15 protein-coding genes are annotated in these 14176 nt (G+C 47.7%); 4 read left to right on the top strand and 11 right to left on the bottom strand.

The window, feature by feature from the left end; genetic code table 11:
* Positions 1-187 precede the first annotated feature (187 nt).
* Complete coding sequence (locus MJ595_RS10080) at positions 188-1522, top strand: OprD family porin (RefSeq protein ID WP_263322186.1); 1335 nt, start codon at positions 188-190, stop codon at positions 1520-1522.
* A 106-nt stretch (positions 1523-1628) separates the two neighbouring features.
* Here the strand turns inward: MJ595_RS10080 and MJ595_RS10075 are convergent, their stop codons facing one another.
* Entirely contained in the window at positions 1629-2381 is a 753-nt protein-coding gene (locus MJ595_RS10075; RefSeq protein WP_263322185.1) for a hypothetical protein, read from the bottom strand.
* Positions 2382-2969: 588 nt separating this feature from the next.
* Positions 2970-3731 carry a Nif3-like dinuclear metal center hexameric protein gene (locus tag MJ595_RS10070; protein WP_263322184.1) on the bottom strand — a complete coding sequence of 254 codons (762 nt, stop codon included), beginning with the start codon at positions 3729-3731 and terminating at the stop codon, positions 2970-2972.
* Between the two features lie 76 nt (positions 3732-3807).
* Between MJ595_RS10070 and MJ595_RS10065 the strand changes: the two genes are divergently transcribed.
* Positions 3808-4932, top strand: coding sequence for a trypsin-like peptidase domain-containing protein (locus MJ595_RS10065; protein WP_263322484.1), 1125 nt, complete (start codon positions 3808-3810; stop codon positions 4930-4932).
* A gap of 345 nt (positions 4933-5277) precedes the next feature.
* On the opposite strand, the gene MJ595_RS10060 is transcribed toward MJ595_RS10065, so the two are convergent.
* The 9 genes from MJ595_RS10060 to MJ595_RS10020 form a co-directional block, all read right to left on the bottom strand.
* On the bottom strand, positions 5278-5718 hold the full coding sequence (locus MJ595_RS10060) for an Hsp20/alpha crystallin family protein (protein WP_263322183.1): 441 nt from the start codon (positions 5716-5718) through the stop codon (positions 5278-5280).
* Between the two features lie 335 nt (positions 5719-6053).
* The gene (locus MJ595_RS10055; RefSeq protein ID WP_263322182.1) at positions 6054-6395 is read right to left on the bottom strand and encodes a helix-turn-helix domain-containing protein; all 342 of its coding nucleotides are present in this window, start codon (positions 6393-6395) and stop codon (positions 6054-6056) included.
* A 163-nt stretch (positions 6396-6558) separates the two neighbouring features.
* Positions 6559-7821, bottom strand: a complete 1263-nt coding sequence (gene murA / locus MJ595_RS10050) for a UDP-N-acetylglucosamine 1-carboxyvinyltransferase (RefSeq protein ID WP_263322181.1) — start codon at positions 7819-7821, stop codon at positions 6559-6561.
* Between the two features lie 19 nt (positions 7822-7840).
* Positions 7841-8089, bottom strand: a complete 249-nt coding sequence (locus tag MJ595_RS10045; RefSeq protein ID WP_263322180.1) for a BolA family transcriptional regulator — start codon at positions 8087-8089, stop codon at positions 7841-7843.
* Between the two features lie 430 nt (positions 8090-8519).
* Entirely contained in the window at positions 8520-8852 is a 333-nt protein-coding gene (locus MJ595_RS10040; protein WP_263322179.1) for an STAS domain-containing protein, read from the bottom strand.
* A gap of 2 nt (positions 8853-8854) precedes the next feature.
* On the bottom strand, positions 8855-9637 hold the full coding sequence (locus MJ595_RS10035) for an ABC transporter substrate-binding protein (protein ID WP_263322178.1): 783 nt from the start codon (positions 9635-9637) through the stop codon (positions 8855-8857).
* 49 nt (positions 9638-9686) lie between these two features.
* The gene (gene mlaD, locus MJ595_RS10030) at positions 9687-10163 is read right to left on the bottom strand and encodes an outer membrane lipid asymmetry maintenance protein MlaD (protein ID WP_263322177.1); all 477 of its coding nucleotides are present in this window, start codon (positions 10161-10163) and stop codon (positions 9687-9689) included.
* Between the two features lie 2 nt (positions 10164-10165).
* On the bottom strand, positions 10166-10960 hold the full coding sequence (gene mlaE, locus MJ595_RS10025) for a lipid asymmetry maintenance ABC transporter permease subunit MlaE (protein WP_263322176.1): 795 nt from the start codon (positions 10958-10960) through the stop codon (positions 10166-10168).
* Complete coding sequence (locus tag MJ595_RS10020) at positions 10950-11768, bottom strand: ATP-binding cassette domain-containing protein (RefSeq protein WP_263322483.1); 819 nt, start codon at positions 11766-11768, stop codon at positions 10950-10952. Before MJ595_RS10020 ends, mlaE begins: the two co-directional genes overlap by 11 nt.
* A 410-nt stretch (positions 11769-12178) precedes the next feature.
* Here MJ595_RS10020 and MJ595_RS10015 point away from each other — a divergent pair, with 410 nt between their 5' ends.
* Positions 12179-13132 carry a calcium/sodium antiporter gene (locus MJ595_RS10015; protein ID WP_263322175.1) on the top strand — a complete coding sequence of 318 codons (954 nt, stop codon included), beginning with the start codon at positions 12179-12181 and terminating at the stop codon, positions 13130-13132.
* A 40-nt stretch (positions 13133-13172) separates the two neighbouring features.
* Complete coding sequence (locus MJ595_RS10010) at positions 13173-14147, top strand: KpsF/GutQ family sugar-phosphate isomerase (RefSeq protein ID WP_263322174.1); 975 nt, start codon at positions 13173-13175, stop codon at positions 14145-14147.
* Positions 14148-14176 lie beyond the last annotated feature (29 nt).

The following is a 14176-nucleotide window of genomic DNA, read 5'->3' as shown; positions in this document are numbered from 1 at the left end:
AAATCACAGGCAGTAAAGAAAAAGCAACCGGTTACTGAAACCGGTTACACCATTTTATTGATCTAACGCAATCCTTACTTAAAATTGACGTAACCGGTTACAGCAACCGGTTACATTTATAAAAAGCCGACATAAAATAAAGGAAATTGGAAAAAAACAAGCAAACACTATCAGGAAAAGAGTTACGATGTTCAGACAGACACTGATAGCTAGCGCCATTGCTGCAGCTACTTTACTTTCCTCCGGTTCTGTTATGGCTGAGTCCGATGCGGGGTTTATTGATGGGGCTTCCATGGATTTGGGCATCATGTATTACGGCCGCGAGCGGGATCATAAAGATACCTCCATTGATCCTAATGAAATCCGCGTCCATGCACTGGGACTCAATGCTAACCTGAGGTCTGGCTGGTATCAGGGGTGGCTGGGGGTCGATGTGTCTGTGTTTAGCAACATAGATTTAATGGGGGGCAGTGGTCACGGCCAATCCGAGGTGCTCTATTATAATGAGAAAACCGGGGAAGAACGCAGCTCTTCACGTATTGGTAAAGCCCGGGCAAAAATGAAATTTGGTGATGAAACCGTTGGTGCTAATATCCTGGCAGGTTACACCGATATTAATGCGGGTACTATTGGCACATCGGCAGGTATTAACTCACACACCTACCGGGGCATCGACGCTAAATTTGACTGGCACAATCTTGAGTTAAGTTATGGCTGGGCCGACCGCTTCCAGAATGACTGGGATGACCAGTATCGTAAACTCACTAACTCCTGGCACCTAAACAAACATCTCGAAGGGGGAGAAAATATTGATTTTATTCACTCCCTTGGTGCTCGCTACACTCTGAATGAAGCAGGCTGGGTAGATGTAGCCTATGGTGAAGGCAAGGGTTTCCGGAAGAATTACCATGTGGCAGGCGCTTACGACTTTGAACTCGGTAATGACAGCAAGCTGACACTGACATCTTATTACCAAAGTGCTAAATATCAGGATGGGGCTGCCGGCTCTACCTATATTAAAGGAGATAGCGCGGAGCGTGAGTCTACCTGGAGTTCAAGCGCAATTCTGGCTAAAGGTGGCTGGAAAATGCTTATGGGATATGGCCAGACTGAAGCGAGAGACAGCGGGGAATACCAGCTCCGCTTAACGGCCTATGGCAACAGTGACCACCGTAACTTCCTGCAAACCTGGGCACAGCTGGATGACTTCCTCTGGGATGGACAGAAAGTTGTCAAACTTGCCGCCAGTTATGACTTTGACGGCCGCTGGAAAGGCCTCAGCACCGGTGTTAACTATAACTACGGCTGGGATAACTATAACAACCGTGGTGAAGCCAACGAAAACCGCGATGGCAAAATGCAGGCCCTGGATTTTCAGGTTAGTTACAGTGTCCAGTCTGGAGCACTTGAGGGACTGTGGCTTGGGGTATTCCCCGGATTCCTTCGTGTAGACGACACCAAGGTAAAGTCTGATCGCAACGACATCAAAGTCATGGCAACCTATAATGTGAAAGTTTTTTAATGAACTGAAATAGCCGTCTGTATTCCCAGCGGGAAGAGAGTGTAACGACACTACCTCCCAGCTGGGAAGGCGGTAGAAGAGGATAAGCACTTTATGGGGTTACAGGCTAATGGAAACTTTGATAAACACACCGTCCCTTTTCATCTGTCTCTGAGCAATAAACGCAAACTCCTCCATCAGCATCCATTGAACTAATAGCAGGTACGGCAGTTATTGCAACATCACTTCCAATTTCAGAAGTTGAAACCAATTCTCTACATGTTTCTTTTTCATTGGTAGTTTCTTTAACAGAATAACCTTCAACTAAAGGCAGGCTTGATCTTTCAGAAATAGTTATGCCAAAAGCTTCATGATAACCTCTCGATTTTAAAAGATTAAAAATCTTTACAATCAAATCTAAAGTCTGATCGTCAATATCCAGAACAGCAGGATCTCGTGAGAATTCCAAAGGTAAAACCTTACCGTCTCTACAAGCCCAATAATACGGTCCAACGCGATCATCATATCTCAATAGCTGAGGATATGTTCTCAATTTTCCTGTTTCATTAGTTTGCTCTTCAACTATTTTATAATTTTCACCAACCATAAGGTGTCTATGATTCTTAAATAAAAAAATACCTCTTTTTTTTACTAAAGATTTTTCATCATCACTCAAACTTGTCTCCAGGAAACCTTGGACTTCATCAAAACTGAAATGATAATTCTCACCCCAGTATCCAAGAGAACATAATTCATTGTATATTTCACTATAATCAGGAGAAGGCTTCAAAAGACTTTCTCTTTCCTCCTCGGTTACAGCATAAGAATTTATTCCAACTGACATCAGTGAAAAATAAAAAAACAGACTTTTAATATTCATTACAACGATCTCACAAAGTAAGTTCTCAGTAACCGCTACCTACTCAATTAGACATAGTATGAAAAGAAACATCAATTATGATGGTAGGGATCATCTTGAGCTGTAAAACTAAAAATAGCACTAAAGTATAGTTGTTAGTTCAATCATAAAACGGCTTCGCTTTATTTTTCCACCTTGAGGAGCGACCCCACCAAAACTAATAATACCAATCGCTCCAGATTAGGGCAGGCTTAGGCTGTGTTGACGTTTGATCGTGAGTTCAGTGGCTCGTAAAGCGGTTTTCCGCAATACCCAATGGGGCACACCGGGCGGACTGGTGCAGGCATAGTTACTCTACGTCAAGCCAGTCCAACGCAGTCGGAAAGCCGCTTTACGAGCCACCCGAAGAGCCAAAACCAGCGATTCCGTGCCGTCGTTGCAGTAGCTTGAAAGACATGAGTACGTGTGACCTTTAGGTTATTCCTGCGCTACTGCGTCTAGCCACGAAACCGCTGGTTTTGGTTGAGCACACGAACAAATGCCAACAGCCCCTAGCACTCAATCCAAGTACAACTACATATAAGCTCTCTCCATACTCTACACGAAGCATTAAACCGGTGAGTCAATATCAACAAACTGATGTTCAATAGCCTGCTTTTTTTCAAGCCAGCCACCTAAGGCCTGTACCCCATAGCGCTCAGTGGCGTGATGCCCGGCACTGAAATAATGAATGCCATTCTCCCGGGCAAAATGCACCGTTGACTCAGATATCTCACCGCTGACAAAAGCATCCACGCCAAGGTCAAGAGCCTTATCAATCATGCTTTGTGCCGCCCCTGTACACCAGGCAATACGCTCAATTGCATGGTCACCCCCTGATATGGCCAAAGGCTTACGCCCCAGAACCTTTTCCAGATGTTTCTCCATATCCGTGACGGTCATTGGCTGGCTAACCGTACCCCAACTGCCAATTGACCTTGCTTTACCAGGTTCCATACCACCTTCCGTATTCCAATCCATCAACCTGGCCAGTTCGGCATTATTTCCCAACTCAGGATGGGCATCCAGGGGCAGATGATAAACAATCAGACTGATACCGTTATTTAATAAGGTCTCCACCCGACGCTTTTTCATTCCGGTAATAACGGCATCTTCCCCTCGCCAGAAATAACCATGATGAACCAGCAGCGCATCAGCTTTCATCTCCACCGCTTTATCAATCAATGCCTGGCACGCAGTAACGCCAGTTACGAGTTTACGGACAACCGACTTTCCTTCAACTTGCAAGCCATTAGGGCAGTAATCCTTAAAAAGCCCGGGTTGAAGCTCTTCATCCAAACAGGCCAGCAATTCTTTTAACGCAATGCCCATAATTATCTCCAAAGGGTATATAAAACGGATTACTGAGATTAACATTATAAAACCCAATGAATATAAACGGCATATGATGAAAAAACTGCTGAGATATCTGGGCTGGCCTGTACTGTTCGGGCTGGTAGCCAGCATAATGATATTATTTATAAAGCCTGACCTGGCTGGCCTGACAAGCCTGGATGTTGACAACGCCATCAGCAGATTCAGCCCCAGGCTTTCTGGAACAAGTCCAGTGTCTTACAGTTCTGCGGTGAAAAAAGCCACCCCGGCGGTAGTGAATATATCCACCAAAACAGCCATTGAGCGGGAAGGTTCACCCAGGGAAATCCCACCTCACCTGCAAAGTCGCAAGAATAAAGTGGAAAGCAGCCTGGGTTCAGGCGTAATAGTGAGTCCAGACGGATTTATTCTCACTAACAACCACGTTATTCAAGGTGCCGACCGAATTATCGTTGCCTTAAGGGACAGCCGTGAAGTCAGTGCTGTTATAGTAGGCCGTGACCCTGAAACCGATTTAGCCGTCCTTAAAATCAACCTGCAAAACCTTCCTTACATTCATCTGGCAGACTCCAGCAAAGCTGAAATTGGCGATGTGGTGCTGGCCATTGGTAATCCTTTTGGACTGGGGCAAACCGTCACCATGGGTATTATTAGCGCCACTGGACGCAACGACTTGCAGCTGAACACCTATGAAGATTTTATTCAGACCGATGCGGCTATTAATATTGGCAATTCAGGGGGAGCACTGGTTAATGCCTATGGCGACTTGATCGGTATCAGCACCCTGCTTTTTTCCAGGGGTGGGGGTAACGAAGGCATTGGCTTTGCTATTCCTTCCAATATGGCCCGTTTTGTTATGAGTTCCATCAAACAGCATGGCAGGGTGGTTCGAGGTTGGCTGGGCATTGAATCACAGCCTATCAGCAGCTCCCTGGCAGAAGCCTATGGTATAAACGCTAACATGGGTATTTTAATTTCAGGAATATACGAAGGCAGCCCCGCAGACCAGGCAGGATTACGCCGGGGGGATATTCTGGTGGGAATCAATAGTGATAAAACCAGCGATGGCAGACGAGTGATGAATAAGGTTGCCCAGGAACCTCCTGGCAGCGAGGTCATCCTGGAGATTATTCGTAATGACCAGGCCATGAGTATCAAAACCCAGGTGGGGATAAGGCCAAATATTGTGAATCATTAAAACAGCGCAAGAAGTGGCAGCATTTTTTCCTTTGGGGTCTCGTGGCCCCCACTTAATGCCTTGTGTGTTCAAACTCTTAGTTTCTATGCCTGGAAGCCACCAGAACCGACCCTATTCATCGCATACACTCTCTGCTGATCGAAGATAAGGGCAGTGGCCAAAGTTTCATCCAAGAGCTGCGCCAGCTTTGACCATGCCGCCAGTGGCAGGAAGCAGGTGGGGGATGGAAGTAGCCCTTGGTAACGGACAAAGTATCCAGTCAGAAAAGGGCTACGGTAGTGTAAGAGGAAGTAATGACTTCACAGGGTACTGAGCCTTAACACAGCTCATCCCTGAGCTGGTTCATTATTTTACCTGTATTTCCAGAAGCCTCGGTTTTGCCTCCTCCTGTTTGGGAAGTACTAACTCAAGAATGCCATTATTATAGACTGCTTCGACTTTCTCTCCATCCACTGAATTAGGCAATGTAAAACTCCTGACAAAAGAGCCATAAGAGCATTCTACCCGGTGATGCTTTTTATCTTCGTATTTATGCCTCTTTTCTCCTTTGATTGATAAAACATTATTTTCAACAGTGATTTTGACATCCTCTTTTTCGACCCCGGGTATCTCCAGCTTCACATTGAACGCATCGGGGTTTTCAACAATATCCGTAGAGGGCATCCAGTCCCCCACCTCCATGGTTTGCTCAGAAGATGATGCAGGAAGGGACTTCCTGGATGAGCGACCGTATTTATTGAGCAGGTTTTCCATTTCAGTGAATGGATCCCAGAGTGTAAGACTCATAATATCTCTCCTGTTGTTTGTTACCTTATTGATGACCCTTCGATAAGCGCTTACCCGATAATCTATATGGAAACAACAATAGAAAATTCAATCCCTTTTTAAATAATGAAATTTTATAAAAAATTTTTTTATGGGATTTTTGTGCATTACTCACCCCTGCTACCCAAGGAATGATTTAAAAAAACGATGGAATGATCGACAATGCCCAACAAACCCACCCTCGGCAAAAATAGCCCAGGCCGACCACGGCATACTGATGAGCAAAGCCTATATACCCATATACTCATGGAAAACCCCGACAGTGTCCTCCAACAGCGAGGTCGGGACATGCGGCTCTACGATGAGCTGCTTCGGGATGACCAGGTAAAGCCCTGCTTCCAGCAACGCAGGCTGGCCGTGACCCAATCCGAATGGGATGTAGAACCGGCCAGTGCGTACAACGAAGACAAAGATGAAACATCTTTCAACCACTGATATTCAGGGTTCTTTTTCAGTTCTGTAAGCTGCTTTGAGGCATCGTTATAATTAACGCTGTTGCCGTTTTTATAGTACTCATCAGTACGCCAGCGAAGGATATGATTGTAAACAAAACGCACACAGCCGAAGGTCTGGGCAAGTAGCTTTTCTTGCTCAACGGTCGGGTAAAATCTGTATTTGTAAGCACGTTTCTTTTTCATGCTTACGAGAATAGACAAGAGAATGTGAGAATTTCAAGTATCGTATATAGCCAGCCCTCATTGGGCTGGTCGCTTGTATCTCCCACTTAGGTCAGTGGGGGTATTACGCGGATTTTGGATAAATAAATACCTATCCCCCATTAACCATTGCCTATTTCCTATATCAGGAAGGGACCCTCCTGATATCAGCACCTAACTGCTGAAGCTTCTCTTCAATACACTCATAGCCCCGGTCAATATGGTAGATCCGGTCTATCACGGTATCCCCATCGGCAATCAAGCCAGCAATCACCAGGCTGGCAGAAGCCCTCAGGTCAGTGGCCATCACAGGTGCAGCTTTCAGCCCGCCAACACCTTTGACGATAACGGTATTCCCTTCCACGTCCACGTCTGCTCCCATCCGCTTCATTTCCTGAACATGCATAAAGCGATTTTCAAAGATGGTCTCAGTGATACGACCTGTGCCTTCTGCTATCGCGTTCAGCGCGGTGAACTGGGCCTGAATATCCGTTGGCATGGCCGGGAAAGGCGCGGTTTTAAGGTCAACGGCTACGGGCCTTCTCCCCTCCATGTCCAGCTCAATCCAGTCCTCTCCCCACTCCACTTTGGCACCGGCCTCACGAAGCTTTAACAGAATGGCATCCATAATATCCGGCTGGGTATCTTTTAGCCGCACCTTGCCACCAGTAGCCGCTGCTGCGATCAGGTAGGTTCCTGTTTCGATACGGTCTGGCAGAACAGAGTAGGTGCAACCTTTCAGGCTCTCTACTCCCTGAACCCGGATGGTGTCTGTGCCATGGCCCTCAATCTTCGCTCCCATGGTGATCAGGCACTCAGCCAGATCAACCACTTCAGGTTCCCTGGCTGCGTTCTCAATAATGGTTTCACCCTCTGCCAGGGTTGCCGCCATCAGGATATTTTCAGTACCAGTCACTGTTACCATATCCATGAAAATCTTGGCGCCCTTGAGGCGTTTCTCCACACGGGCCTTGATATAGCCGTCCTCAACAACAATATCAGCCCCCATTTTCCGCAGTCCCTGAATATGAAGGTCTACCGGGCGGCTACCGATTGCACAGCCTCCTGGCAGAGAGACTTCAGCCTGGCCATACCGGGCCAACAGAGGGCCCAGTACCAGAATAGAGGCCCGCATGGTTTTCACCAATTCATAGGGTGCTTTCAGTTTTTTGATAGTTCTGGCATGAACTTCAACATTCATGCGCTCATCCACCAGCAAATCAATCCCCATGCAGCCAAACAGCTCAAACATGGTGGTAATGTCATGGAGATGGGGCAGGTTACAAACAGTTACTGGATCATCAGCCAGCAAGGTCGCAGCAAGAATAGGCAGTGCAGAGTTTTTGGCACCTGAGATCCTGATCTCGCCATCCAGGCGTACTCCGCCTGTGATAATTAATTTATCCATCGTTGCTCCAGTGCGCGCCTTAGTCCTGACTCTTTCGTTTTTCCCACTCATCGCGGGTCAAGGTGGTCATGGTGACGGCATGAATAGTGCCATTGGCAATAAAATCATTGAGGTGATGGTAGACCATCTGTTGGCGCTTGACAGGCAGAGCCCCATGAAACTGGTCGCTGATCACCGTGAGACGGAAATCACAGCCTTCACCTTCAACAAGGACTTCCGAATCGGGTAGTTGTTCTTCAAGCAGCGCCTTGACTTCGGTGGCTTGCATGAATTCACCTCTCAGGAAATAACGAGCAAAAACAACTAATGATATAGGAGAGTATCAGGGCTTACTAGGGGCTGTTGACGTTTGATCGTGAGCTCAGTGGCTCGTAAAGCGGTTTTCCGCAAGGAGGACTGGTGCAGGCATAGTTGTTCTACGTCAAGTCAGTCCAACGCAGTCGGAAAGCCGCTTTACGAACCACCCGAAGGGCCAAAACCAGCGATTCCGTGCCATCGTTGCAGTAGCTTGAAAGACGCGAGTACGCGTGACCTTTAGGTTATTCCTGCGCTACTGCGCCTAGCCACGAAACCGCTGGTTTTGGCTGAGCACACGAGCAAACGTCAACAGCCCCTAGGGGGTATGGTTAATGGGAAGTTGCAGGTCTTTTATTTCCAGTCAACCATACCCCTAATCCCTTTAAGTGAAAAAAGCACGCTTATGAGTGTTGGGTCAGCTCACAACTGGCACCTTGCATCAATTCCTGCACATCGCAGACTTGAGCCAGGGCTGCCAGCTGACAGGGGATATTAGAAAAGCAAATGGTAACGTTGTTTTTATGGGCAAGTCGCATCCAGGATAAAAAAACCGATAGAGCCGAGCTGTCAGTCAGCTCCAGCTTACCCAAATCAATATCCCAGTGGCCTTCGGCACTTTCCTCAAAAAAACGGGATAAAACAGACTCGCCTTCTGCTGCCACTGAGGCGGCATTATCAAACGTTATAGGGCCATCAAGGACGAAGTGCCCTTTATCAGCCATTTCAAGAGACATCCTTAACCCCCGCTTCTTTTTTTACCCTTCGCGTTATTGGATGCCATGATATCCAGCCAGTGATCAATAACATATTGAACCTTACGGTGACTTTCAACAGCCTCGGCAAACTGTTTTCGGAATTGGATGCCTATATTGATACCATCAATAATGATATTGCGCAGCTTCCAGCGATTTTCATCAAAAATCATGGAATAGGAGATGACCAGTGTTCTGTCACTGGTTTTAACCGCCATATTGACGGGCACCTGACGAATTTTTCCCTCCTGATACTCTTGCATGACTTTAGCTGGCACATCATCAACCTTCAGGATATCAACGGGAGCATCATCCAGTTTCAACAGCGCCTTGCCATAAAAGGTGATCAAACTGTCTTTAAACACTTTCTCAAACTGTTGAATCTGTGCCGGCTCCGATCTGTGGGCGTATTTGCCCATAACACCGCGGGCAATCGAATCAAAAGCAACCACCGGGGACAGCAGTCGGTCCACCTCATTAACAAATGCATCCTGGTCTTTCTGATAGCGAGTCTTGTTGGTTTGAAATCTCTGCAACAGATCCCGGGTTATCGCCTCAACCTCTTTACTGGGTGAGTAAATATCCGCCTGGGCACTGGCTTCACCTGATATCCCTTCAGAAGTTGCAGCAACTCCCCCTTTTCCTTCAACCGCCTGCCAGGCCATAACCGGAGACGTATATCCCAGGCACATTGCCAAAATAACAGGCAGTATTCCGGAACCTATGGTTTGCCAGAACAGACCTTTGCCTTCACTCTTGTATGCCATTGCAATCCTTCTGCCTAACACTGTTTGCCTCACTATAGCTAACCTTAACCTATTTATCTTCAACATCCTTTTTATTCACAAGAGCCAAAAGGACCTTACCGATCAGGTCTTCCAGAATCAGTGCTGACTGGGTATCCTCAATTCGATCGCCATCTTTCAGAAAACGCTCATCACCACCCACACTGATACCAATATATTTTTCGCCTAGCAGCCCAGCAGTAATAATTGATGCCGTACTGTCTATGGGAATATTATCAATGCCGGAGTCAATCTCCATTTCTACTCTGGCCATATAGGTGTGCTTATCCAGTTCCACATGAGTGACCTTGCCGATGATCACGCCCGCCATGGCCACCTTTGCCCGCTTTTTCAAGGCACCGGTATTATCAAACATGGCATGCAAGTGATAGGAATCCCTCGAAGTGTCCAGGGACAGGCCACTGACTTTCAGGGCTAACACCACCATCGCCAGAATACCCGCCAGCATAAAGGCGCCTACACTGATTTCTATTGTACGCATCCGCATCTTTATAGTTCTCCAAACATAACGGCGGTAAGAATGAAATCAAGGCCAAGAATTGCCAATGAAGAATAGACAACAGTCCTTGTGGTTGCCCTGCTGACACCTTCTGATGTGGGTACAGTGTCGTATCCCTGAAACACGGCAATCCATGTGACAACAAACCCGAAAACCAGACTTTTAATCAGACCATTGCCGATATCATTAAACAGGTCAACAGACTGCTGGATACCAGACCAGAAGGAGCCATAGTGAACACCTAGCCAGTCAACACCTACCATAGCCCCCCCCAGTATACCCACCACATTAAATATAGCTGCAAGGATGGGCATGGATATAACCCCTGCCCAGAAGCGGGGGGCAACCACCCGCTTCAAAGGGTCAACGCCTATCATTTCCATACTGGAAAGTTGTTCTGTGGTTTTCATCAAGCCAATTTCAGCCGTTAATGCCGACCCGGCCCTACCGGCAAAAAGTAACGCTGTAACCACCGGCCCAAGTTCGCGAACCAGGCTCAGGGCAACCATCTGACCCACCGCATCTTCAGACCCATAGCGCACCAGGATATTATACCCCTGTAAACCCAGCACCATCCCGATAAACAGACCCGACACGGTAATAATTATCAGTGATAAAAAGCCAACACTATACAATTGCTTGACTAAAAGAGAAAACCGACTCCCCAGACCAGAACGGGAGCATATAGCCAGAACCAGAAAAATACCGGTACGCCCCATAGCCTGCAGATGGCTCAAGCCAAACTGTCCTAACAACCTCACCCTTTCCAGAAGTTCAAGCTTCATTGAAACCTCTCAGAAGATCTTCCCGATAATCTCTCGCTGGATAATGAAAGGGAACCGGACCATCAGGCAGGCCCCTCATAAACTGTTTGACCCTGGGATCATTCGAATGCTGCATTTCATCGGGCAACCCATGACCAATAACCTCTCCATCAGCAATAAGATATAAATAATCTGAAATACTGGCGGTTTCATTCAAATCATGGGAGACAATAATACTGGTGACACCCAGCACTTTATTCAAACGACGGATCAACTGTACCAAAACCCCCATTGCAATGGGATCCTGACCCACAAAGGGTTCATCATACATCACCATTTCAGGATCAAGGGCTATGGCCCTTGCCAGGGCAACCCGCCGGTTCATTCCCCCGGACAGCTCACTGGGCATCAGCGAAGCAGCGCCCCGTAGGCCAACGGCCTGAAGCTTGATCAGGACAATATCGCGGATCATCGCTTCAGGGAGACGGGTATGCGTTCTGAGAGGAAAGGCAATATTTTCGAATACGCTGATATCGGTAAACAGGGCTCCACTTTGGAAAAGCATCCCCATTTTGCGGCGCAACCTGAATAACTGCTCCCTGGACAGGGAAAAAAGATCCTGACCATCCACCACAATACTGCCAGCATCAGGCTTCAACTGCCTGCCTATAAGGCGTAACAGTGTTGTTTTTCCTGTTCCGGAAGGCCCCATAACGCCCACAACCTTGCCTCGGGGGATATCAAGATCAATGCCATTAAAGATGACTCGTTCACCACGGCGAAATTTAAGGCCACGGATTTCTATAAAGTTCCTGTTAACTTCTGTCATCAAACCAGGGTTCCTTGAAGTGGCAATAGCGGGCCAGCATATCTCGAGGTCCCACCTGATACAGGGTCAAGCCCTATCCCGGGTATTTCATAAACCTGCCGTCGGCCTTGGTTCAGCTATTTATACGGAAACTAATCCAAATTTTACGAATACCCGCTTAATAATGGCTAAGTTACACACTTTTTCACCATCCAGCCCCCTGAGAGTACCGTATCCAGGGGGCGTTCTCAATTAGCTATATGTCCTGCCGGGAAACCGTCCTTATAACAAGTTTGGGAAAAAGGCTCTGTGACAAGATACAGGCACGCAGCAATAACATAGTCCAAAGGGATTTTTTTCTCTGTCCGCCAGTGGTAAGTCTGGCAAACTCACGGGTAGAATAGAGAAAGACCAGCAAGATAAAACCAACGATGATTACGGCCATACTCGCGATTATTTCAGGCTTTATAGCCTTGACCTGGAGCGCAGATAAGTTTGTGGCAGGCTCAGCTGCAACAGCCAGGAACTGGAATATCTCTCCGATGCTTATTGGTCTTACCGTGGTATCTATAGGAACCTCGGCCCCTGAAATTCTTGTTTCAGTTATCGCCGCTTCCCAAAACCACGGAGATATTGCTGTAGGTAACGCCATAGGCTCCAATATTGCCAACCTGGGCCTGGTATTGGGGATAACGGCCATCATCGCCCCCCTGCCTGTCAAACAGGCAATAGCCAAAAGGGAATTACCCTGGCTGGCAGCTATAACCCTGATTGCCGGTGGCTGTTTGATTAATGGTTATTTAGGCGTCATAGATAGCCTGATTCTACTCTGCGGTCTTGTTGCAACCCTTTACCTGATGATTCGGTGGCAAAAACACCACCCGGATGAGCCCCTGGCTGAAACGGATGCATTACCTGAACTCACGTCAAAAGCAGCCTATATCCAACTATTGGGTGGACTGGCTATATTGCTGGTTAGCTCACAGATACTGGTATGGGGGGCAAGCAGGATTGCCGAGTTACTGGGTGTCAGTGAACTGGTTATTGGCCTGACCATTGTAGCTATTGGCACCAGCTTACCGGAGCTGGCCGCATCGATCATGAGTGCCCTGCGCCAGCATCATGATATTGCCCTGGGCAATGTGGTGGGTTCCAATATTTTCAACCTTCTGGCAGTGCTTCCCATGCCGGGTTTGATATCTCCGGGACCGCTTAATGAGTCTGTCATAATGCGCGATTATCCCGTAATGCTGGGGCTGACATTATTAGTACTGGTTGTAGCCATTGCCGGTGGAAAATCAAGGCAGGTTGGCAGGTTCACCGGTACAATTCTGCTTTTGAGTTATTGTTTTTATGGTGGCTGGCTATACATTCAGAACACATAACATAAAATAACAGGCCGAACTCCCACAGGTTTCTACAGCTATGACCGAAAACGACTCGTTTATTCGCTCAGGCAAGCAAGCCATTGCCATGGAACTGGAAGCGATCCAGTCTCTAAGCCCAAGGATTGACAGCCATTTTTCAACCGCTTGTCGAACCCTGCTGGAATGCCAGGGGCGCGTGATTGTTGCCGGGATGGGCAAATCCGGGCACATTGCCCGCAAAATCGCAGCCACCCTGTCCAGCACAGGAACACCGGCCTACTTTGTTCATCCCGGAGAAGCCAGTCATGGTGATATGGGAACAGTCACCCATGATGACAGTATCCTTGCCCTGTCCAACTCCGGTGAAACCCCTGAAATCGTTACCCTGCTGCCCTTATTTAAAAGGCTGGGAACCCCTCTTGTGAGTATGACGGGAAACCCCGGTTCCACCCTCGCCAGGGCAGCGGATGTGAATCTGGATATCAGCGTCGGCCGGGAAGCTTGCCCTTTGGATCTGGCGCCCACCTCCAGTACCACAGCCCAGCTGGTGATGGGAGACGCCCTGGCCATCAGCCTGCTTGAAGCCAGAGGGTTTACTGCGGAAGACTTCGCATTCTCTCACCCGGGCGGCACCCTTGGTCGCAAACTCCTGCTTAAAGTCAGGGATATCATGCACCAGGGCAGTCGAATGCCCACGGTTCCAGAGGGAACCCTATTGGGCGATGCCTTGCTGGAAGTTACCCAAAAAGGGCTTGGGATGACAGCCATATGTGACCGCCAAAGGAAAGTTATTGGTATTTTTACTGATGGTGATTTAAGGCGGGCACTGGATCATGGGGCTAATCCCAAAACCACCAATATTGATGATGTCATGACCGCCAAGTGCACAACAGTTTCACCGGATATACTGGCTGCCGAGGCGCTCAAAATCATGGATGATCGCAAAATCAATGCACTGATCTGTGTTGACAATGAGAATCATGCCGTTGGTGCCATTAATATGCACGACCTGCTAAAAGCAGGCATTGTGTAATCTATTAGCCACTCTGAATCAGGTCCCAT

The sequence above is a fragment of the Endozoicomonas sp. Mp262 genome (genome assembly GCF_025643335.1).
Lineage (GTDB): Bacteria > Pseudomonadota > Gammaproteobacteria > Pseudomonadales > Endozoicomonadaceae > Endonucleibacter.
Note: the sequence above shows the minus strand (reverse complement) of the source record. Positions and strands in the feature narration are given on the sequence as shown.